Consider the following 22,290-nt stretch of genomic DNA (forward strand, 5'->3'; position numbering starts at 1 on the left):
CAGTCGCCGCCAACGCCCCATGACCACCCGCGATCACCTCCTTCAGCTGCTCCGCGCCCAATGTCAGGAAAATCTGCCCTGGCTGAGTTCCAGCGAATTGGCCTACCGAACCGGTGCCAGCTGGTCCACGGTGAAGCGCCAGCTGGACGCGCTGCGCAAAGCTGGCCTGGTGCTGCGCGAAGGGCAAGGCCGGGCAACGCGTTACCGGGTCACAGACAAGGCTCCCGCCTGGGCATCCGCCACGACCCACGTCGCCACGCGGCTGGCGGAACCGACGCCTGACATCGGCGCAATGATCTGGTCCGAACAGGGGGCGGAATTGCTGGCCAAACTTCGGCAACCGCTAGCATCGCGCGCACCGGTGGGCTATCAGCGCAGCTTCGTGGACACCTACGTCCCGAACCAGAGCTCCCTTTTGCCTCCTGCTTTGGCCCAGACCTTGGCCGACGAAGGGCGCATGCAAGGCCAGCAACCTGCCGGCACTTACGCGCGCCGCGTGCTGGAACCGCTGTTGCTGGATCTGTCTTGGTCGTCTTCGCGGTTAGAAGGCAATCGGTATTCGCTGTTGGCCACACAAGAACTCTTCAAGCGCGGCGCGGCGGGAACGGATCTGGACGCGGTCATGCTGCTTAACCACAAGGCCGCCATCGAGTTCATGATTGATGCCGTGCCCATGCATGGACTCACGCCCGCGGTCATCGGCAACCTCCACGCGATCCTGATGCAGCACCTGTTGCCCAACACCAAAAGCCTGGGTCATATCCGCCAGACCGTGATCAACATCGGCGGCACGACCTATCTGCCCATCCAGGCGCCCGCGCTGCTGCAGGAAATTTTCGATCACATCGTGGAGAAAGCGCGGCTGATCAAGAACCCCGTGGAAGCGGCATTCTTTCTCTGGGTGAACATTGCCTATCTGCAGCCATTCGAAGACGGCAACAAGCGCGCGAGCCGTCTGTCGGCCAACATTCCGCTGATGCTCTACAACTGCGCGCCCCTGTCATTTCTGGACGTGGAGGCGCAAGACTATGCCTACGCCATGATGGGCGTCTACGAACGCGGCGATGTGACGCTGGCGGTGGACCTGTTCGCGTGGTCCTATCGTCGCTCGATCCGAAAGTACACCATCCAGCTCGACGCGGCGGGTGTGCCGGATCCCATTCGCCTGCGCTTCCGGGAAAAACTGAACGAAGCGATCAGTCGGGTGGTGCGCGCACGGCAGACGGCCGATGCGGCGGTAGCGGCGCTGGCCCTATCGGAGGACGATGCGCATGTGTTGCGTCCGATGTTGGCAGAGGAACTGCTCTTGCTGGATCTGTACAACTGCGCCCGGTACCGGCTGCCGATGGAACAAGTGCAAGAGTGGCTTGAGGCAGGACGGCCGCAGTAGCGTCGCCTGATTAATAAAAAAAAAGCTGCGGTTCACACCGCAGCTTCTTTTCAACAGACTACCGATCGAATCAAATCAAGCCTTACGCACCTGCGCAATCAGCGCATCCAGTTGCGTCAGCATCAAATCGATCTCTTCAGCCGTCACATTCAGCGCAGGCATGAAGCGCAGCAGGTTGGGGCGCGGTGCGTTCAGCAACAGGCCTTGCGGGTTTTGATTACGTGCGGCTTCAACAATCGCCGGGCCGTCGTCGCGATCCATGATCAATGCGCGCAGCAGACCCTGGCCGCGTTCGCCCTTCATGCCGTACTTGGCCGACAGCGCCAAGAGGCCTTCGGACAGTTGCTTGGAACGCGCGTTGACGGCGTCCATGAAGCCCGGAGCGGCCAGCGCATCGAACACGGCCACGCCCACGGCGGTGGTTAGCGGGTTGCCGTTGTACGTGCCGCCCTGGTCGCCGTGCGTGAACACGCATGCGTCCTGGCGCGCCAGCAGCGCGGCCAGCGGCACGCCGCCGCCGATGCCCTTGGCGAGCGTCATGATGTCGGGGATGACGTCCGAGTGCTGGTAGGCGAACATCTTGCCCGTGCGGCCCATGCCGGTTTGCACTTCGTCGACGATCAGCAGCAGCTGGTTCTCGTCGGCCAGGCGGCGCAGGCCTTGCATGAATTCCTTGGTGGCGGGGATCACGCCGCCTTCGCCTTGCACCGGTTCCAGCATGATGGCGACGGTTTTGTCGTCGATCAGCTTCTTCACCGATTCCAGGTCGTTCAGTTCGGCCTTGGGGAAGCCTTCCACTTGCGGGGCAAACATCTTGTCCCAGCCCGGCTTGCCCGATGCGGACATCGTGGCCAGCGTGCGGCCGTGGAAGCCGTGGTTCATCGTGATGATCTTGTAGGCGCCGTTCTTCTTGACCTGGCCCCATTTGCGCGCCAACTTGATGGCGCCTTCGTTGGCTTCGCCGCCGCTGTTGGCGAAGAAGACGCGGTCAAAGCAGGATGCGCCGGTCAGGCGTTGGGCCAGCTCGATCGAGGGGATGTTGTAGAACGCCGGCGACGGGTTCATCAACTTTTGCGATTGTTCGACCAGCGCGCGCTGCATTTCCGGGGCGGAGTGGCCCAGGGTGTTCACCGCCCAGCCTTGGACGAAGTCCAGATATCGCTTGCCCGCGTGATCCTCCAGCCAGGACCCCTTGCCGCTGACGAACACGAGGTCCGGGCGGGAGGTGATCTCCATGAGGGTGTTGACGTTGAACTGGCTGAATTCCATGGCGGTTCCTGCGGAATAAAAGGACTGCGGGTGAAGGAAACTTCTAGGGGGAAACGCGAAAACGCAAATGTAGCACCGACAGAGGGATGCTATTGTGACGCACCCCCCGCCGATCCGCCCCTGGCCGCCTCAAAAGGGCCGCCAGCGCGAGCGCTCTATTTTATGCAAGTGGCGCGCCCTCCGCGCGCAGCCCGTTGTCGCTTTTTACTGACCAATCATGAAACGTATTCTTTCCAGTCTTGCCGCCGGCCTGGCGCTGGCGGCGGCCGGCGCACCGGCACATGCCGAGTACCCCGAACGCCCCATCCGCCTGATCGTGCCGTTCCCGCCCGGACAGGCCACCGACATCTTTGCCCGCGCGCTGGCTGAAAAGCTGGGCGCAGCTGTCAAGCAGCCCATCGTGGTGGAAAACCGCGCGGGCGCTGGCAGCAATATCGGCATGGAGCAGGCTGCTCGTGCCACGCCTGACGGCTACACGCTGGTCATCGCCGGTAGCGCATCTGCCGTCAACCAGACGCTGTACAAGACCATCAATTACAGCCTGACCAAAGATTTCGCGCCGGTGTCGGGCGTGTTCTCGGTGCCGCTGATGTTCCTGGCCACGCCGGCCTCGGGCATCACCTCGCTCAAGCAGCTGGTGACGCAGGCGCGTGCCAACCCGGGTGAACTGGCCTACGCCAGCGCAGGCATCGGCGGCACGCAACATCTGTCCGCTGAGATGTTCAAGGCGGCCGCCAACATTGATATCCGCCACATTCCGTACAAGGGCAGCGGTCCGGCCCAGGCGGATTTCCTGGGTCATCAGGTGCCGCTGATGGTGGACTCCGTGACTGCCGGTCTGCCGCATGTGCAGAACAAGAAGGCCGTAGCGTTGGCGGTGACTACCGCCAAGCGCCTGCCGCAATTGCCGGATGTGCCGACGGTGGCGGAATCGGGTTATCCGGGTTTTGAGGCGATTGGTTGGGCCGCCGTGCTGGCGCCGCGCGACACGCCGCCGGCGGTTACCGCTTATCTGAGCAAACAGATCGGACAGGCGCTGAACACGCCTGAGATGCAGAAATTCCTGCGCGATCGCGGGGCGGAACCGATGCCGTTGACGCCGGAAGCCACTGGCGCGTTCATCGCCACCGAAGTCGATAAGTGGGGCCGCGCCGTCAAGCAATCGGGCGCACAGGTGGACTGACCGGTCCTGGCTGGCCTCTGATTACCCCAACCCGCCCTGGATAACTGCCAGGGCGGGTTTTCTTTTTCAGGGACGGATATCTGCCCATTTTCGGTGCGGCTGACGCGCCGCGCTGGCGCGTAGTTGCACCAGCAAAGGGCGGCCCCAGAAGGTGACGCCAGGGCGCCCGCGCGGACGCCCGATGGCATGGAACTTGCTTTGACTATTTTGTATACCGAGTTGGTGTGCAACGCATTGGCCCGACCGGGCAATGCGCGTCCTGGAGAGTTCCTCATGAACCGTAGAACCCTGTTGTTGTCCCTTTGCACCGCCGCCAGCCTGCTGGCCGCGCCGCTGACGCATGCCGACACGGTGGACGATATCGTCAAAGCGGGCGTCATCAAGATTGCCGTGCCGCAGGATTTCCCGCCGTTCGGCTCGGTGGGTTCGGACATGAAGCCGCTGGGTTATGACATTGACACCGCGCAGTTGATCGCCAAGCAGTTGGGGGTGAAGTTGGAGTTGGTGCCCGTCACCAGCGCCAACCGCGTGCCGTATTTGCAGACCCGCAAAGTGGATCTGGTGATTTCCAGCCTGGGCAAGAACGCTGAACGCGAAAAAGCCATCGACTTCTCGGACGCGTATGCGCCGTTCTTCAACGGCGTATTCGGCCCGGCGGACCTGAAGGTGTCGTCTGCTGCCGACCTGGCTGGCAAGACCATCGGCGTCACGCGCGGCGCGGTAGAAGACATCGAACTGTCCAAGATTGCCCCCGAATCCGCGACGCTTAAGCGCTACGAGGACAACAACGGCACCATCACCGCCTTCCTGTCGGGTCAGGTGCCGATGATTGCGACGGGCAACGTGGTCGCGGCCGCCATCCTGGCGCGCAATCCGCCCAAGAAGCCGGAAACGAAATTCCTGATCAAGAATTCGCCTTGCTACATCGGTTTGAACAAGGACGAGCCCAAGCTGCGCGCCAAGGTCAACGATATTCTGGCGGCCGCCAAACGCGACGGCTCTCTGTCGGCGATTTCGCAGAAATGGCTGGGCGCCGAGCTGCCCAAGGATCTCTAAGTCCAGCGGGCGGCCATCATGGCTTACCAATACGACTTTGGTTCGGTGTTCGACTACACACCGGTGCTTATCAAGGGCATCGGCGTCACAGTCGAACTCATCGCGTTCGGCGCCGTGGCGGGCGTGGCGCTTGGCATCGCTTGCGCCTGGGTGCGCACGCAAGGGCCGGTCTGGCTGCGCGCGCCGGTCTCGGCCTATGTCGAGGTCATACGCAACACGCCATTCCTGATCCAGCTGTTCTTTGTTTTTTTCGGCTTGCCGTCACTAGGCATACAGCTGGGCGAGATGCAGGCGGCCTGCCTGGCCATGGCCTTGAACCTGGGGGCCTACAGCACCGAGATCATCCGCGCTGGCATCAGCGCAACACCCAAGGGTCAATACGAAGCGGGAGCCAGCCTGGCGATGACGCGCTTTCAGGTGTTCCGGCACGTGGTGCTGAAACCCGCGTTGATGCGGATCTGGCCAGCGCTGTCATCGCAGATCGTCATTGTGATGCTGGGGTCGGCAGTGTGCTCGCAGATCGCAGCCGAAGACCTGACCTTTGCCGCCAACTTTATTCAGTCGCGCAATTTCCGCGCGTTTGAGGTCTATCTGATCACGACCGGAATCTATCTGGCGCTGGCACTGTTGCTGCGCCAGTTGCTGCGTATGACGGGGCGGCGCTTGTTCCGCAAGGCGGCGCGATGATTGAATTCTCAACCTGGGACATCGTCCGCAATCTGCTGCTGGCCGCGCGTTGGACGGTAGTGTTGTCGCTGGTGGCATTTGCCGGCGGCGCGCTGATGGGCGTGCTGGCGCTGATGATGCGTACCTCCCGCGTCGCAGTGATGCGGCGCGTCAGCTGGGCTTATATCGAACTGTTCCAGGGCACGCCGCTATTGATGCAGCTGTTCCTGGCGTTCTTTGGTTTGTCTCTGCTGGGTGTGGAAGTGCCGCCGTGGCTGGCTGCGGGCGCTGCGCTCACCTTATGGTCGGGCGCGTTCCTGGCCGAGATCTGGCGCGGTTGCGTGGAAGCCATTCCCAAGGGCCAATGGGAGGCGTCGGCCAGCCTGGCGCTGGGGTACATGCAGCAGATGCGTTATGTGGTGATGCCGCAAGCGCTGCGCATTGCCATTGCGCCGACGGTCGGCTTCGCGGTGCAGATCGTCAAGAGCACTGCGCTGACATCCATCATCGGATTCACGGAGCTGTCCAAAGCCAGCACCGTCATCACGAACGCCACCTTCAGCCCATTCACCGTCTATGCCTGCGCCGCGCTCATTTACTTCGCGCTGTGCTGGCCCCTGTCGCGCCTCAGCCTCCGGCTGGAAAGGAAGTTGCATGCCCCTCATCGCCCTTGAAGACGTACGCAAGAAATTCGGTGACAACGAAGTCCTGAAGGGAGTGACGCTGCGCGTTGAACCCGGTGAGGTCATTGCCATCATCGGCAAGAGCGGTTCGGGTAAGAGCACGCTATTGCGTTGCGTGAATGGGCTGGAGCAAATCGACAGCGGCGCCATCATGGTGGCCGATGCGCAACTGGGCGACGATGAGCTGCGGCTGCGTGCGTTGCGGCTTAAAGTCGGCATGATCTTTCAGCAGTTCAATCTGTTCCCGCACCTGACCGTGGGGCGCAACGTGATGCTGTCGCCCATGGTGGCCAAGCGCATGCCTGAAGCAGAAGCCGCCGACATGGCGCGCGCCATGCTGACCCGTGTGGGGCTGGCGCATAAATTTGATGCGTGGCCCGAAGAGCTGTCGGGCGGGCAGCAGCAGCGGGTAGCCATTGCGCGCGCGCTGGCCATGCAGCCGCTGGCCTTGTTGTGCGATGAGATCACATCGGCGCTGGACCCGGAACTGGTCAACGAGGTGTTGTCAGTGGTGCGTGAATTGGCGGCCGACGGCATGACCTTGCTGATGGTCACGCACGAGATGCGCTTTGCGCGAGAAGTGTGCGACCGAGTGGTGTTCATGCATCAGGGCCGTGTGCATGAAATCGGTCCCCCCGAGGAATTGTTCGCGGCGCCGGCCACGCCGGAACTGCGGCAATTCCTGGGGATGACCAACCTGGCGCCCTAAGCGGCGGCAGGTTGATGCGGCCGGCCAAACTTAACGCGAGAATCCGCGTGCCGAAATTTCCCACACGTCCTGCACCACCCCGTCCTGCACGACGACCAGCCCGTCATGCAGGTTGAACGTGGGGTCCACGTGCGAAGGCACCAGACGCAATACGTCGCCCAGCGCTGGCGCTTGCGCATCCGGTGCAACCCGCACCACGCCGTGCTCGTCATTGATGGCCGAATAGGTCAGTCCGGGCGCGCCGTAGATCGCAGGCGGGCCGCATTCAGCGGTGGTGGATTTCAGGCCGGCATCCAGAATCACTCGATCCGCTGCGGGCGTGCTCATTACCGTGGACAGCACGAACAGGCTGTTCTGAAACTTGAGCGGACCATTCCATTCATTGGCGCCGTAGTCGCCATCCATGAAGGCGTATGAACCTGCCTGCAATTCGGTGTACACGCCGCTTGCGGCGTCGAATTCCGCGCTGCCCGTGCCGCCGCCGGTAATGACATCGCACGCAATGCCGCTTTCACGCAGCAGTTGCGCATACGATGCCGCGATGCGCGCGGCCTGACGGCAAACCTGAGCGCGCTCCTCGCGCGTGCGGAAATGCTGCACTGAACCGTGATACGCCTGCAAGCCCACAAAATTGACGCCAGGCAGGTCACGCGCTTGCTGCGCCAAAGCCAGCACCAGCGCGTCGTCTGACACCCCGCAGCGGCCTTGGCCGACATCCACTTCGATCAGCACATCGATCTGCGCTTGCGCCTGCGTCATGGCTTGCGACAGCTGCGCCAGGTTGTGCGCGTTGTCCACGCACACGCTCATCTTTGCGACACGCGCCAATTGGCCCAGCAACGCGAGTTTTGCGGGTCCGACTACTTCGTTGCTGATGTGTATGTCGTTGATGCCCGCCGCCACGAAGGGCAGGGCTTCACTGACTTTCTGGCAACAGATGCCGCGCGCGCCTAGCTCCAATTGGCGCAGCGCGATTGCCGGACACTTGTGCGCCTTGGCATGCGGACGCAGCGCTACGTCGTGGCGATCGGCCCAGGCTTGCATCGCGCGCAGATTGGCGTCGAATGCCGTCAAGTCCAGCACCAGACTGGGCGTGTCGACGCGGGCCAATGGATCGCCGGGTTGCGCGGCGGGCGGCAGCGCTATGCCGCGTATGACTTCCTGGGACATCTTGGAAACTCCGTTATCTGCACCGCATGGGATAACACTGCACGCCATAACTAAAGCGCGACCAACCATAACCAAAGAGGGGTTTCACCCCCAGGTAAACGATAGCGCCGTAACCATTGGCTACGCCCGCCCTACATGACAGAATTTCATCATAGAAAAGAGGCCCCCACGGCGCGCCCGCTTTGCGGGCTTCCTGCCCCCCAAGGGGGCGCTTTTGCCTTGGGACGGCCCGGCGGCAAAAGGCGTTTTGAACAATACCTGTTGAATTCCTGCATATCAATCCCCGTCAACAAGACCCATCAACAAGACCCGGAGAAGCTCGCATGAAACTCAAGAACTGGATTACCGCCCTGACCGTCGCGGTCGCAGCGGTTGGCACCGTGGGTACCGCGCAGGCACAGCAGTTCTTCCGCATCGGCACGGGCGGTACCGCCGGCACCTACTACCCGATCGGCGGCATCATCGGCAACGCCGTGTCCCAACCCGGCAAGCTGATTGCCACGGCCGTGGCATCCAACGGGTCGGTCGCCAACATCAACGGCATCGTCGGCGGTTCATTCGAAGCGGGTTTCACGCAATCTGACGTGGCGTACTGGGCCTATAGCGGCACCGGCACCTTTGAAGGCAAACCCAAGGCGCAGGATCTGCGCCTGATCTCCACCCTGTATCCCGAGAGCATCCATCTGGTGGCTCGCAAAGGATCGGGCATCAAGAGCGTGGCAGACCTGAAGGGCAAGCGCGTATCGATGGATGAGCCGGGCTCCGGCACGCTGGTCGACGTGCGCCTGATCCTGGGCGCCTATGGCATGACCGACAAGGACATCAAGGCGGAATACCTCAAGCCCAACCAGGCGGGCGACAAACTGAAGGACGGCGGGCTGGACGCGTTCTTCTTTGTGGGCGGCGCGCCGGCCGGCGCTATCGCCGAGCTGGCCTCTACCGGCAACATCGAACTGGTGTCGCTCGTCGGCCCCGAGATCGACGCGTTGCGTGCCAAGCAAGAGTTCTTCACGCCTGACGTCATCGCGGCAAATACGTATCAGAACCTGCCCGAAGTGAAGACCATCTCGGTCAACGCGCAGATGGTTACGTCGGCCAAGATCCCCGAGCAAACCGTCTACGACGTCACCAAGGCGCTGTACAGCGATGCCACGCGCAAGACGTTGGACTCAGGCCACGCCAAGGGCAAGCTGATTACCCGCGACAACGCCGTCAAGGGCGCGGGCATCCCGTTCCATCCGGGCGCCGAGAAGTTCTACAAGGAAATCGGCCTGCTGAAGTAGGCCACCGAAGCGCCTGCGGCGCCTCGTCCAAAGAAGTCAGGCAGCGCAGATACCTGCGCCGCGCTTGAGCAGGGCCGCTATCAGCGGCCCTGTTCGCGGCATCATCCTGAGAAAAACGGCGATGGAAATAGATCACGAGAAAACCCAGAAGCTGGCGGAAAAGTACGATTCCGAAATCCGCTTCCGGCCGCTGGACAAGACGGCCACCTGGATCGTGTCGGGCCTGCTCGTCACGCTGTCGCTGTTTCATTACTACACGGCAGGTTTTGGCCTGCTGCGCGAAGCCACGCACCGTGGCGTGCATCTGGCCTTTGTGTTGAGCCTGATCTTTCTGGTGTTCGGCTTTTCAAAGTCGCACTACCAGCGCGAGCCCAAGTCCACCTGGTACGCGCCGGGCGGCATCCCTTTATACGACTGGATCATCGCCGTCGCGTTATCGCTGTCGGTGCTGTACATCCCCTATATTTTTGAAGACCTGGCGTTCCGCGTCGGCAATCCGATGCCAATGGATGTCTTCATGGGGTCGATCCTGCTGATCGGCCTGCTGGAAGCCACGCGGCGCGCCATGGGCTGGCCGCTGCCCATCATCGCGATTGTCTTCATGGTTTATGCGATGTTCGGGCCGTACTTTCCGGGTCTGCTCAAACACGCGGGCAACACCTGGCCGCAGATCGTCAACCACATGTACCTGACCAGTCAGGGCGTGTATGGCGTGGCGGTCGGCGTGGTGGCGACCTACGTGTTCCACTTTGTGCTGTTCGGCGTGCTGGCCACCCGCATCGGTCTGGGCCAGCTGTTCCTGGATGTGGCCTCTACTGTTGCCGGACGCTATGCGGGCGGCCCGGCCAAGGTGTCGGTGTTTGGCTCCGCGATGTTCGGCATGCTGTCCGGTTCGTCAGTGGCGAACGCCGTGACGGTGGGTTCCCTGACCATCCCCGCCATGATCCGGGTCGGCTATCCGCGCCACTTTGCCGCAGGCGTGGAAGCGGCCAGCAGCACTGGCGGACAGATCACGCCCCCCATCATGGGCGCGGCCGCGTTCCTGATGATTGAGTTTCTGGGCATTCCCTACCAGCAGATCGCCATTGCGGGCATCTTCCCGGCGTTTCTGTATTTCTTCGGCATGTTCATGCAGGTGCACTTTGAGGCCAAGCGCGAAGGCCTGCGCGGCCTGACGGCCGAAGAAATGCCCAAGCTCAAGCAGTCGTTCAAGATGCGCTGGCCCACGTTGATTCCGCTGTTCCTGCTGGTTGGGGTGCTGGCTAGCGGACGCACGCCGTACCTGGCGGCGTTTGCGGGCATTTCGGGCTGCATTCTGGTGGGGCTGCTGAATCCGTATCAGCGGTTGCGCTGGCGCGATCTTTACGAAGCGTTCGAAACCGGCGCCAAATACGCGCTGGCGGTGGGTGCGGCAGCGGGCGCGGTCGGCATCGTGATTGGGGTCGTGACGTTGACGGGCGTGGGTTTCAAGATCTCGTACATCGTGATCTCGGCCTCGCAGGTGCTGGCAAGCGGCGCGGCCATGGTCATTCCTGACGCGCTGGCCAACATGCAGACGCTGACGCTGCTTGCTGCACTGATCATGACGGGTATCGTCTGCATCCTGATGGGCTGCGGCGTGCCCACCACTGCAAACTACCTGATCATGGTGGCGGTGGCCGCCCCCACGCTGGTCCAGCTGGGCGTTCAACCGATTGCGGCGCACTTCTTCGTGTTCTATTTCGGCATTTTGGCGGACATCACGCCACCGGTAGCGCTGGCGGCTTATGCGGCGGCGGGCATGGCGGGCAGCGATCCATTCAAAACCGGCAACACCGCGTTCAGGCTGGGCATCACCAAGCTGATCGTGCCCTTTGTCTTTGTGTTTTCGCCATCGCTGCTGATCTCGGTGCAAGGCTTTACCTGGTACGACTTCTGGGTGACGTTATTCGGCTGCATGGTCGGGCTGGTACTGCTGTCTGCGGCCTTCTCGCGCTACATGCTGGTTGGCATGAAGAGCTGGGAACGGTGGCTGTGCACCGTTGGCGCCTTGCTGACGATCATCCCGGGTTTGGCCAGCGGCCTGATCGGGCTGGTCATCTGCATCCCGGTTTTCGTCCGGCAACTGGCCCAGCTCAAGCTGGAGACTGCGGCCAGGCCCGCCTGACTCCCGGTACGGAAAGAAAAAGGGGCGGACCAGCAAGGTCCGCCCCTTTTTTTAATTCAGTCTGCAATATTGGCAGAAAATACCGGCAAAATGTAAGCATCTGACCGCAGGGTGACGACATACAACATCCGCCTTTACGCCGGTTGCCCGGCTAAATAAATCAGCGTAAAGTAAAATTCATGTTTGCTGGTCTGCCGATCTGCGGGCCGACAGTGCAAACAGGCACAAAACTGCGCCATATGTTCGATATCCTGGTTTATCTGTTCGAGAACTACTACACGCCGCAAGCCTGTCCTGCGGCCGATGTGCTCGCAAAGCGGCTTGCCGCCGCCGGCTTCGAGCACGAAGACATCGACGACGCCCTCGGTTGGCTGTACGGCCTGGCCGAAACGACCGAACGTTGTGTCGACCTCGCTCAGGCGCCCAACACCGGAACCCGGATCTACACCGACAACGAATACAGCCAGCTCGGCACCGAATCCATCGGCTTTATCGCCTTTCTGGAATCGGCCGGCGTGCTGCCCGCGCCCTTGCGGGAAATCGTCATCGACCGGGGCCTGGCTTCGCCGGAAACGCCCGTGCCGCTGTCCAAGATCAAGATCATCGCCCTCATGGTTCTCTGGAGCCAGGAAGCCGAGATCGACAACCTGGTCCTGGAAGAGTTGCTGGACGAAGACGGCGTGAGGCTGCTGCACTAACCCTTTGTGCACTGTGAGTTGACTCCTTTTCCACTTTGCCCGCGCGCCCTGCGCGCGGGCATTTTGCCTTTGCTGTGAACTACGTCGGCCGATTCGCCCCCAGCCCAAGTGGCCCGTTGCATGCGGGTTCGCTCGTGGCCGCTCTGGCCAGTTGGCTGGATGCGCGCGCCCATGACGGGCGCTGGCTGCTGCGTATGGAAGACGTCGACACGCCGCGCACCGTTGCTGGCGCCGCCGACACCATCATGGCGCAGCTGACTGCGCTGGGCCTGCGTTGGGATGGCGACGTCATGTGGCAGTCCCGGCGCAACGTCGCCTATCAAGCGGCCTGTGATTCACTGGCCGCGCGCGGTCTGGTCTACGGCTGCGGCTGCACGCGCCGGGAAATCGCAGATTCTGCATTGCGCGGCCCCGCGGCTGCGCCCGGCGCCGATGGCGAACGGCCTTACCCCGGCACCTGCCGCCACGGACTGCCGCCAGGCCGTCAGGCGCGCGCATGGCGCGTCCGCATCCCCGAAGGCATCGAACACTTTGAAGACCGGTGGCTGGGTCCGCAAGAGCAAGACGTGGCCCGCGCCGTGGGCGACTTCGCCTTACGGCGCGCGGATGGTCTGTGGGCGTATCAGTTGGCGGTGGTTGTGGATGACGCCGAGCAAGGGGTGACCGATGTCGTGCGCGGCGCGGACCTGCTCAGTTCCACGGCGCGCCAGCGGGTGCTGGGCAGGTTGCTTGAGCTTCCCCCCGTGCGCTACCTGCACGTGCCGCTGATCCTGGACCCCGCCAGCGGCCTCAAGCTGTCCAAGCAGAACGGAGCCCCCGCCCTGAGCCTGGACGCGCCCCTGGACGCGTTACAGGGCGCCTGGCGGGCTTTGGGGTTTGACCCCATCGCCGCAGACAGCCCTGATTCATTCTTGAGCGTAGCCACCGCGCGCTGGGCGCGGCGCTTTCCCTAGACAGCCGGCACGCTAGAGCGGCTGCAGATCCTCGCCCAGCATACGCACCAGCAGGGCATCACCGTTTTCGGCCACGCGCAGCTCGCCGTATTTGGCGACCTGATAGCGCTCGGCCTGGCCTTCCGGGAAGAAGTACGCGTTGGTCACGATGCGCACGCGGTTGTCGCGAACGCGGTAGCGCAACGGCACTTCGCCTTCGGCGTGGGGCATTGCGTCTGTCTGGATACGCACGGGCTTGGCAACGCCGCGCCCGTCGGCCGCCAACATCACATACCCGTCGGCCGGTTCTGACAGCGCGAAAGGCAGGTCATCGTTGTTTTGCGGACGCTCGGCCCCCAGGCGGAACCGGGTAATTTCGCGGCTGGCCGCAAAGTTCAGGGCCATGTAGTCGCCCTGCATAAGCGACCGGGGGTCTACCGGCGCCAGCTCCAGAATGACCACCTTGCCCGACGCCAGCAGTTTTTCACGCTGCCAGATGCCGCCGTTGGCCACGATCAGCACCAGCGCCAGACCACCCAGAATACCCAGCGTGCGCCAACGCAAAGGACCGGACACTGGCGGCAGCGGACCGCGCCGCGACGGCGCCTGAGTGCGCATCAGGCGCGGCACCAGCCACACCAGGGCTCGCAGCACAAACAGCAAGACCGCGGCGCCTCCCAGCCACAAGGCTTTATCCAGCAAAGGCACGTCCAGCTGGTAGTAATAGACGCCCAGATAAGCCAACAGGCTGATCACGCCAAAAATCGCGACACGCTGCTGGTTCAGTCCAAACCCAAGCAGCAGCCATGCCAACGCGAAACCAACGCCGGGACTGGGCAGCCAGAACAAGGCAAGAATCAGCAAACCGATCGGCACGCCCCACGTGACGCCAGCCGTCAGGACATGGCGTCTGGGCCACAGCACCGCCATTGCCGCGGCGACAGGCAACAACGCGCCCGCCACCACCAGCAAGGCACCGCCAGGATTCAGCTGCCACATGGCGGGCAGATGCTGCGCCGGCACGCCGCCTGCCAGCCACACCATGCCCTGCACCGAGAGCAGCAACGCCCAAGCCAAAGGACGCAACGTATGACCCCGTTTGCTGCCCAGGCGATGGCTTAACGTCAACACCACGGCGGCGGCCCAAGCGCCCGTCACGGCGATGGGCAACCAAAGAAACTGCAATCGGCTGGAATCGAAACCAAACCAGGTTGCCAGCAGATCTCTTTGCATCAGATCCGGCGACAGGCCCGTCCAGATCAGATTGGCGCCCGCCGCGGCGATCAGCAGGCCGCTCAGGAAACGCAAGATGACGTCGGGCCCCAGCGCGTAGATGACGGCTGCCATCAGCAGCACGAAGACGCTTGCGCGCGCTACGGATGTGGAATCAGACAAGCCATAAATGATGAGGATCTGGCCGCAGAACGCCATGGCGGTGCCGCATTGCCGCCAGAACGGACCGGCGTCGCTGCGCAACACCGCCACACCGGCAGCGCACAGGACCAGGCCCGCCACCAGCGCGGCCTCTTCGCTATTGACGATGCCGGAGAACGCCACGAACACCAGCAGCAGCAGGGTGGCCAGCCAGGCGCTCAAGCCCAGCAGGCACTGCACATACCAGGGAGGATCAATCTGCGGCGCCGCCACGGGCGCCAGTTGGGCCACTGGCGCCCCCGAATCAGCCGGTTCTACCGCGTTGCCTGCAGAGGCCGCAGCCGGTTCGGCGTCTGCGGCCGGCACAGGCGACTGGGGTACGGCGGCCAGCTTGCGCAGCCAGCGCGCCGCCCACACGGCTTCCGCCATCAGCAACGCCGCCAGAGGCAAAGCGGCCCAGACACCGGGCGCCATGCGTATCAGCCATTCGCCCACCACCCGCAGCGACACGCATATGACGCCGGCGGCCAAAATAGCCAGAATGACCAGATCGCGCCGGACCTTCTGATAATAAAAGCCCAAACCCAGCGTGACGGCCAGCCATGCAATGCCGCTCACCCCTTTTGTCGTGCGCTCGAACAGGTCGAAGAACATCAGGGACAGCACCAGCACGCTGACGATGATCGCCGCCAGGATGCGCGGCCCGATCAGCGTGCTGGCCTTCCAGCGCCGCGCCGCCAACTCCCAGCCCAGCAATAAAAGCAGGTTCAGGGTGGCCATGAACAGCATGGGCACGGTCGGCCCCTCGAAAACCACCATCCAGGTAAATACCCGCTCGCCCAGCCACAAGACCGCGGCCACGTTCAGCACCAGCACCCACAAAAGCCAGACGGCCTGACTGGTGGCGGCCAGCGCCCAGGGCAGCAGCAAGACCGCCCACCAGGCGAACAATTCCCAGGTATCTGCGCCAGTCTGGTAAGTTTGGCCTAATAACGCGAGCAGGGCGCCGAGCAAGATGCCGGCCAAAGCCAGGAGCGCGCCAGGGATGCTGCGCCGCACACCGGGCGTGCCCCGAAGGCGCAGTCCGGCCCAGGCCGCAGCCAGTGCAGATAGCGCCAGCAGGCCCTGCGTACCGGCAAAGCGTTGCACTTTTGTCATGTCCTGCCAATTGGCGGCGACCCAGCAAATTGCAGCGCTGCCGAGCAGCAAAACGCCTAGCCACAGGGTGCTTCGCGCCAAGAATTGACGCCAAGCGTGCAGTTCGGATCCCGCTTGTCTTTCAGTGCCGACTTGCATCTGGCGAATCTCCGATCTTATTATCCGCGCTACTAAGGCGGGACTACCGCCACTGGATACACATGAATAAAACGCTGATTATTGCCGAGAAGCCCTCGGTGGCCCTTGATATATCACGCGCCTTGGGAGGCTTTGCGCGCGAGGGCGACTATTTTGAAAGCGAACGTTACGTACTCGCATCCAGCATTGGCCACTTGCTGAGCTTGGTCGCGCCTAACGATCCGGTCAAGGGAAAGTGGAGCTTCACGCACCTGCCCGTGATTCCGCCTGAGTTCGAACTGGGCCCCACCGACAAGAAATCCGCCGAACGCCTGAAGTTGCTGGTCCGCCTTGCCAAGCGCAAGGACGTGGACTCCATCATCAATGCCTGTGACGCGGGACGAGAAGGCGAACTGATTTTTCGCTACATCATTCAGTATGCGGGCGTAAAAAAGCCGATTCAGCGTCTGTGGCTCCAGTCCATGACGCAGGCCGCAATTCGTGATGCTTTTGCCAACCTGCGCGACGACGCGCAGCTCAAACCGCTGGAAGCCGCTGCCCGTTCGCGCGCTGAAGCCGATTGGCTGGTGGGCATTAACGGCACGCGGGCCATGACCGCCTTCAACAGCAAAGACGGCGGCTTCTTCAAGACCCCCGTCGGCCGGGTGCAAACGCCCACGCTGGCGATCGTGGCCGAGCGCGAAGAGCGCATCCGCCGCTTCGTGCCCCGTGATTACTGGGAAGTGCGCGCCACATTTGTGGCAGCTGCGGGCCTGTACGAAGGCCGCTGGATCGATCCGCAATTCAAGAAAGACGACCGTGACCCGGAAAAGCGCGAATCGCGCCTGTGGTCGGAAGCCGCCGCGCAAAGCGTGGTGGCCGCCTGCCGCGAGCAGCCGGGCAATGTCACCGAAGAATCCAAGCCGTCGACCCAGATGTCGCCGGCGCTGTACGACCTGACCTCCCTGCAACGTGAAGCCAACGGCCGTTTCGGCTTTTCGGCCAAAACCACGCTGTCGCTGGCTCAGACCCTGTACGAACGCCACAAGGCGCTGACCTACCCGCGTACCGATTCGCGCTATCTGCCCGAGGACTACATCGCCACGGTGCAGGAAACCATGCGGGCACTGGCCACGGGCGGCTCCAATGCCGTTGGCGGCCTGTCGCGCCACGCGGACACGGTCGTCCGCCAGCAATGGGTCAAGCCGAATCGCCGCATCTTTGATAACAAAAAGGTGTCGGATCACTTTGCCATCATCCCCACGCTGCAGATCCCGCATGATCTGAGCGAAGCCGAGGCCAAGCTGTACGACCTGGTGCTCAAGCGCTTTTTGGCAGTGTTTTTCCCGGCCGCGGAATACCGCGTCACCACCCGCCTGACCGAAGTGCAGGGGCATCGCTTCCGCACGGACGGCAAGGTGCTGGTCACCCCGGGCTGGCTGGCCGTTTACGGCAAGGAAGCTCAGGGCGAAGACGCCAACCTGGTACCCGTGGCGGACGGCGAAACCGTGCGCACCGAGGACGTGGAAGCCGTGGGCCTGTCGACCAAGCCGCCGGCGCGCTTTAACGAAGGCACCTTGCTGTCCGCCATGGAAGGCGCCGGCAAGCTGGTGGACGACGAAGAGTTGCGCGAAGCCATGTCCGAGCGCGGACTGGGCACGCCGGCCACCCGCGCTGCCATCATCGAAGGTCTGCTCAACGAGGTCTATCTGCGCCGCGAAGGCCGTGACCTGGTGCCCACCGCCAAGGCGCGCCAACTGATGACGCTGCTGTCTGGTCTGGACGTCACGGAACTGACTTCGCCCGAACTGACGGGTGAATGGGAACACAAGCTCAAGCAGATCGAGCAAGGCGGGCTGGGGCGCGAAGCGTTCATGCGCGAGATCGCGCAAATGACGCAGGTCATCGTCAAGCGCGCCAAGGAATACGAGCGCGACACGGTGCCGGGCGACTACGCCACCTTGAAGACGCCGTGCCCCAAGTGCGGCAATGTGGTGAAGGAAAACTATCGCCGCTTTGCCTGCACCAGCTGCGACTTCTCGATTGGCAAGCACCCGGGCGGCCGTACCTTCGAATTGCCGGAAGTAGAAGAGCTGCTGGCCAAGCGCGAGATCGGTCCGCTGCAAGGTTTCATCAGCAAGATGGGCCGGCCGTTTGCCGCCATTTTGCGCATCAGCGATGAGTTCAAGCTGGAATTCGATTTTGGCCAGAACGACGAAGACGACGCCGAAGCCGTGGACTTTTCCGGCCACACGCCGGTAGGTTCGTGCCCCAAGTGCCAATCGCGGGTATTCGAACACGGCATGAGCTATGTCTGCGAAAAGTCCGTGGGCCCTGAAAAGAGCTGCGACTTCCGTTCGGGCAAGGTCATCCTGCAACAGGAGATCTCGGCCGAACAGATGGGCAAGCTGCTGATCAACGGCCGCACCGATCTGCTGGAAGGCTTTGTGTCCAGCCGCACGAACCGCAAGTTCAAGGCGTTCCTGGTGCGCCAGCCCGATGGCAAGATCGGTTTCGAGTTTGAACCCCGTCCTGAAAAACCTGGCCGCGCGCCAGGCAAGACGGCGGCAAAAACGGCGACCAAGACAGCGGCCAAGACTGCAACGAAGACCGCAGCCAAAAAGGCGCCCGCCAAGAAGGCCGCGGTAAAAAAGACGGCAGTAAAGAAAGCCGCCGTCAAGAAAACCGCCGTTAAAAAAGCGGTGAAAAAGGCAGCTGCGTAGGATGGATGAAGCGCGAAAGACGCCACTACTGTCCAACGCGCGCAATCCATCAAGCAACGCCGGCGCGAAAGAAACTCCGCTTTCTTGACCACCCCGGCGTTGCAGCCCGCCTTTTACAGATAACGCCCGGACATCCGGGCGTTTTCCATTGTTGGACCGCAGGCGCTGGAGTATTGTTTACGCCAAACAGCTGCAACCAAAAATCAACTCCGAGGATGACATGACCCAACCCGCCGATTTCACCACCCGCCGCCGCGTGCTGGCCGCTGCCGGGGCACTGGCCGGCGTCAGCCTGCTCAATGGACGCGTCGCGTTCGCGCAGCCCAAACTGGGCCGTGTCGTCTATGGCCAGGGAAGCATCGACCCCTTCTTCGCCGCCGGTTACGTCGCGCTGAAGAAAGGTTATTTCGGCGAAGGCGGACTGGAAGTTGAATACCTGAATTCGCAAAGCGGCCCGCGCACGAACCAATTGCTGGCCGCCGGCCAGATCGCATTCGGCGCCACCGCCGCCACTGCGGCGCCCGCGCTCACCATCGCCGGCAAGGCCGCCACACTGGTGTTCGGCTTTGACCGCAAGCTGACCTACGCCAACGTGATCGTGCGCCGCGAGGACTTCGAGAGCGGCAAGATCAAGTCTCTGAAAGACCTGGCGGGCAAGCGCGTGGGCGCGACGCAGCCGCAGTCCAGCACCTGGCTGATGGCGATTTACCTGATGCAAAAGGCAGGCGTGGCCGACAAGGTCGACATCCGCCCCCTGGGCGATCTGGCCACCATGCTGGGCGCGTTGAAGACGGGCTCGGTATCGGCCAGCATGGCCACCATGTCGATGATGGAGCAGGCCCGCCAGGAAGGCTGGGGCGTGCCCATCTTTGACGCCACCACGGAAAGCTCGTGGAATGAATTCATGGGCGGCGACGTGCCCGGCATCGCGGCCCTGACGCTGGAAGACACCATTCAGAAACGCCCCGAAGTGGTGCAGGCGTTTGTGACGGCCATGGTCAAGGCGCAAGACTTCATCAGCGCCAACACCGCAGCCGGCATCACCGACGTGATCTACGACGACTACCTGAGCGCATTCCCTCGCGCCGCCATCGAAAAAACCCTGGGCGTCTACAAAGACACGGTCTTCCTCAAAGACAACATCATCACCGAGGACGCATACAACCGCATGACGGCCATCATGGGCGACGGCCGCCAGTTCTCTAACGATGAAATCAAGACCGTGCCCTACAGCAAGTGCGTGAACATGAGCTTCGTGCGGAAAGCGCGGGGCCTCTGATGATCACGCTGGACAAGGTAGGCAAGGCGTACCAATCGCGCCAAGGCACAACGCATGCGGTGGGCGAGGTCAGCCTGACTATCGAGCAAGGTGAATTCGTCTCGATCGTCGGCCCCTCCGGCTGCGGCAAAAGCACGCTGCTGAACATGATTGCCGGTTTTCTGCGCCCCACGGCCGGCACCATACGCGTGGATGGCCGCGTGGTCGACGGGCAAGTGCCGCCGGCGCTGGGCTACATCTTTCAGAAGGACACGCTGCTGCCCTGGTTCAGCGTCAAAAAGAACGTGGCGCTGGGGCTGAAGTTTCAGGGCGTGGCTGCGGACAAGATCGAACGCCGCGTAGCAGAGCTGCTGGAACTGGGCCACCTGAGCCCGTTCGCCGACGCCTTTCCGCATCAACTCTCGGGCGGCATGCGGCGGCGCGTGGCGCTGTTGATGAGCCTGGCCGTTGAGCCGCGCATTCTGCTGCTGGACGAGCCCTTTGGCGCGTTGGACACCCATACCAAGACGCACTTGCACCGCGAGCTGATGGAAATCTGGCGCAAGCTGGGCCAGACCATTGTGATGGTCACGCACGATCTGGACGAGGCCATCCTGCTGTCTGATCGCGTAGTGGTGCTGTCCGGCCCGCCCAGCCGGGTGCTGCTGGACGAGCGCATTCAGATCCCGCATCCCCGCGATGTCTTCACGCTGCGCGAAACGCCGCAGTTCGTCACTCACGTGCAAAGTCTCTGGAGCGTGCTGGGCCAGCAGTTCCGCGCCGCTGCCTGAACATTCCCGCGTCATGACTCCGACTGAAACCCCTGATTCCTTGCAGGACCAGCTGCGGCTGGACCGCCGTGCCGCAGTGTCGCGCCGTGTGCGCATCACGCTCTGGCAAATCCTGATTCTTGCCATCATCCTGGGTTCTTGGGAAACGCTCACGCGCATTCCCTGGTTCACCAAAAACACCTTGTTCGACCCGTTCTTCATCAGTCAGCCGTCACGCGTGGCGGTGCGGTTGTGGGAATGGCTGCAACCCGGCCCGCGTTCGGTCTGGCCGCATCTGTGGCTGACGTTGCAAGCCACCATGGTCGGGCTGGTGGTGGGAGTGGGCAGCGGCTTCATCGTCGGCATGACACTCAGCCGCAGCCGCTTTCTGGCCGATGTGTTCAACCCGTTCATCGTGGCGTTCAACTCGATGCCGCGCATTGCCTTTGTGCCGCTCATCACCATGTTTTTCGGTTTGGGGCTGGCATCCAAAGTGGTGACATCGTGGTTCGTGGTGTTCTTTCTGGTGTTCTTCAATACCTACAAGGGCGGGCGCAGCGTGGAACGCGAACTGGTGGACTTCTGCCGGACGCTGGGCGGTTCGCCGCGCCAGATTCTGTGGCGCGTACGCATTCCGACTGCGGCGGCGTGGACGTTCGCAGCCTTGCCCAACGCCATCAGCTTTGCGCTGATCGGGGTGGTGCTGGCCGAATTCGTCGGCTCAACCACGGGCATGGGCTACCTGATGATCACCGCGCTGGCCACGCTCAACGCCACCGATATGTTCGCAGCGGTGACGTTGTTGTCGATCGTCGGCATCGCTCTGGTTTATTGTGTGACCTGGCTGGAACGGCGGCTGCTGCATTGGGCGCCGGAATTCAGGGAATGACCACGAACCAAGCGGGACAGCACTGATGACGACATTACCTTATCTGCGCAATTTTGATCTGACCGGACAGGTTGCGCTGGTGACCGGGTCCGCGCGCGGACTGGGCTTTTGCATCGCCCGGGCGCTGGCGGGCTGTGGCGCGCGCGTGCTGATCAATGGCCGCAATGCCCAGGCCGTAACGGCAGCCGTCGCCGAGCTGACCGATTGCGGTCTGGATGCGCACGGCCTGCCGTTTGACGTCAGCGATCAGGCCGCGATGGAGCAGGCGTTTCTGGACATCGATGACCAGCACGGCCGCCTGGATATTCTTGTGAACAATGTCGGCGCGCGCAATCGCAAGACGCTCGCCGACACGTCGCCCGCAGAGATCCGCGAGCTGATCGACACCGATCTCGTGGCGGGCATGCTGCTGGCCAAGTTTGCGGCCGAGCGCATGGTGCGCCAGGGCGGTGGACGTTTGATCGCCATTACCTCAGTGGTGGGGGAACTGGCGAGGGCGGGCGACGCGGTCTATCCCGCCGCTAAACAGGGCCTGACCGGCATGGTGCGCGCGTTGGCGGCGGAATTCGGCGGACGCCACATCACCAGCAATGCGATTGCCCCCGGCACGTTCGCCACGGAAACCAATGCCGAAATGATCGCCAACCCCAATGTCGGCCCCAGGATCGCCGCGCGCAATCCGACGGGGCGTTGGGGCGAACCGGAAGAAATCGCTGGCGCCGCCGTGTTTCTGGCATCGCCAGCAGCGTCCTATGTGAATGGACACGTGCTGGTGGTGGACGGCGGGCTGTCGATTCAGTTCTAGGCGTTGGGGCG

The 22,290-nt window shown here is 62.7% G+C and carries 18 protein-coding genes; 15 read left to right on the forward strand and 3 right to left on the reverse strand.

What is annotated here, in order from left to right; all coding sequences use genetic code 11:
* Window positions 1-19: 19 nt before the first annotated feature.
* Window positions 20-1,390: a Fic family protein gene (locus RAS12_RS21345; RefSeq protein WP_306939939.1), complete on the forward strand. Its 1,371-nt coding sequence runs from the start codon at window positions 20-22 to the stop codon at window positions 1,388-1,390.
* Window positions 1,391-1,465: 75 nt separating this feature from the next.
* Here the strand turns inward: RAS12_RS21345 and RAS12_RS21350 are convergent, their stop codons facing one another.
* Window positions 1,466-2,659, reverse strand: a complete 1,194-nt coding sequence (locus RAS12_RS21350; protein WP_306939941.1) for an acetylornithine transaminase — start codon at window positions 2,657-2,659, stop codon at window positions 1,466-1,468.
* Between the two features lie 217 nt (window positions 2,660-2,876).
* Between RAS12_RS21350 and RAS12_RS21355 the strand changes: the two genes are divergently transcribed.
* The 5 genes from RAS12_RS21355 to RAS12_RS21375 all read left to right on the forward strand — a co-directional run bounded on the left by RAS12_RS21355 (window position 2,877) and on the right by RAS12_RS21375 (window position 6,956).
* The gene (locus RAS12_RS21355) at window positions 2,877-3,842 is read left to right on the forward strand and encodes a Bug family tripartite tricarboxylate transporter substrate binding protein (protein WP_306939943.1); all 966 of its coding nucleotides are present in this window, start codon (window positions 2,877-2,879) and stop codon (window positions 3,840-3,842) included.
* 273 nt (window positions 3,843-4,115) lie between these two features.
* Complete coding sequence (locus RAS12_RS21360) at window positions 4,116-4,898, forward strand: transporter substrate-binding domain-containing protein (RefSeq protein ID WP_306939945.1); 783 nt, start codon at window positions 4,116-4,118, stop codon at window positions 4,896-4,898.
* 18 nt (window positions 4,899-4,916) lie between these two features.
* Complete coding sequence (locus RAS12_RS21365; protein WP_306939946.1) at window positions 4,917-5,585, forward strand: amino acid ABC transporter permease; 669 nt, start codon at window positions 4,917-4,919, stop codon at window positions 5,583-5,585.
* The gene (locus tag RAS12_RS21370; RefSeq protein WP_306939948.1) at window positions 5,582-6,238 is read left to right on the forward strand and encodes an amino acid ABC transporter permease; all 657 of its coding nucleotides are present in this window, start codon (window positions 5,582-5,584) and stop codon (window positions 6,236-6,238) included. The genes RAS12_RS21365 and RAS12_RS21370 overlap by 4 nt, the downstream gene beginning before the upstream one ends.
* Window positions 6,219-6,956, forward strand: coding sequence for an amino acid ABC transporter ATP-binding protein (locus RAS12_RS21375; RefSeq protein ID WP_306939950.1), 738 nt, complete (start codon window positions 6,219-6,221; stop codon window positions 6,954-6,956). Before RAS12_RS21370 ends, RAS12_RS21375 begins: the two co-directional genes overlap by 20 nt.
* A gap of 30 nt (window positions 6,957-6,986) precedes the next feature.
* On the opposite strand, the gene RAS12_RS21380 is transcribed toward RAS12_RS21375, so the two are convergent.
* Window positions 6,987-8,126 carry a DSD1 family PLP-dependent enzyme gene (locus RAS12_RS21380; RefSeq protein ID WP_306939952.1) on the reverse strand — a complete coding sequence of 380 codons (1,140 nt, stop codon included), beginning with the start codon at window positions 8,124-8,126 and terminating at the stop codon, window positions 6,987-6,989.
* 323 nt (window positions 8,127-8,449) lie between these two features.
* Between RAS12_RS21380 and RAS12_RS21385 the strand changes: the two genes are divergently transcribed.
* The 4 genes from RAS12_RS21385 to gluQRS all read left to right on the forward strand — a co-directional run bounded on the left by RAS12_RS21385 (window position 8,450) and on the right by gluQRS (window position 13,206).
* Complete coding sequence (locus RAS12_RS21385; protein ID WP_306939954.1) at window positions 8,450-9,409, forward strand: TAXI family TRAP transporter solute-binding subunit; 960 nt, start codon at window positions 8,450-8,452, stop codon at window positions 9,407-9,409.
* Window positions 9,410-9,530: 121 nt separating this feature from the next.
* Entirely contained in the window at window positions 9,531-11,555 is a 2,025-nt protein-coding gene (locus tag RAS12_RS21390) for a TRAP transporter permease (RefSeq protein WP_306939957.1), read from the forward strand.
* Window positions 11,556-11,794: 239 nt separating this feature from the next.
* Window positions 11,795-12,253 carry a Smg family protein gene (locus RAS12_RS21395; RefSeq protein WP_306951551.1) on the forward strand — a complete coding sequence of 153 codons (459 nt, stop codon included), beginning with the start codon at window positions 11,795-11,797 and terminating at the stop codon, window positions 12,251-12,253.
* Window positions 12,254-12,327: 74 nt separating this feature from the next.
* The gene (gene gluQRS, locus RAS12_RS21400; RefSeq protein WP_306939959.1) at window positions 12,328-13,206 is read left to right on the forward strand and encodes a tRNA glutamyl-Q(34) synthetase GluQRS; all 879 of its coding nucleotides are present in this window, start codon (window positions 12,328-12,330) and stop codon (window positions 13,204-13,206) included.
* A gap of 12 nt (window positions 13,207-13,218) precedes the next feature.
* Here the strand turns inward: gluQRS and RAS12_RS21405 are convergent, their stop codons facing one another.
* Window positions 13,219-15,855, reverse strand: coding sequence for a GDYXXLXY domain-containing protein (locus RAS12_RS21405; RefSeq protein WP_306939961.1), 2,637 nt, complete (start codon window positions 15,853-15,855; stop codon window positions 13,219-13,221).
* Between the two features lie 62 nt (window positions 15,856-15,917).
* On the opposite strand from RAS12_RS21405, the gene RAS12_RS21410 reads away from it, so the two are divergent.
* The 5 genes from RAS12_RS21410 (at window position 15,918) to RAS12_RS21430 (ending at window position 22,279) form a co-directional block, all read left to right on the forward strand.
* On the forward strand, window positions 15,918-18,557 hold the full coding sequence (locus RAS12_RS21410) for a DNA topoisomerase III (RefSeq protein ID WP_306939963.1): 2,640 nt from the start codon (window positions 15,918-15,920) through the stop codon (window positions 18,555-18,557).
* Window positions 18,558-18,777: 220 nt separating this feature from the next.
* Window positions 18,778-19,836: an ABC transporter substrate-binding protein gene (locus RAS12_RS21415; RefSeq protein WP_306939964.1), complete on the forward strand. Its 1,059-nt coding sequence runs from the start codon at window positions 18,778-18,780 to the stop codon at window positions 19,834-19,836.
* Window positions 19,836-20,606, forward strand: a complete 771-nt coding sequence (locus RAS12_RS21420; RefSeq protein ID WP_306939966.1) for an ABC transporter ATP-binding protein — start codon at window positions 19,836-19,838, stop codon at window positions 20,604-20,606. The genes RAS12_RS21415 and RAS12_RS21420 overlap by 1 nt, the downstream gene beginning before the upstream one ends.
* A gap of 13 nt (window positions 20,607-20,619) precedes the next feature.
* A complete protein-coding gene (locus RAS12_RS21425) occupies window positions 20,620-21,474 on the forward strand; it encodes an ABC transporter permease (RefSeq protein WP_306939967.1) in 855 nt (284 codons plus the stop codon).
* Between the two features lie 25 nt (window positions 21,475-21,499).
* Window positions 21,500-22,279 (forward strand): SDR family oxidoreductase, encoded by a 780-nt coding sequence (locus RAS12_RS21430; RefSeq protein ID WP_306939969.1) that lies wholly within the window; start codon window positions 21,500-21,502, stop codon window positions 22,277-22,279.
* Window positions 22,280-22,290 lie beyond the last annotated feature (11 nt).

The sequence above is a fragment of the Achromobacter seleniivolatilans genome (assembly GCF_030864005.1).
Lineage (GTDB): Bacteria > Pseudomonadota > Gammaproteobacteria > Burkholderiales > Burkholderiaceae_B > Achromobacter > Achromobacter seleniivolatilans.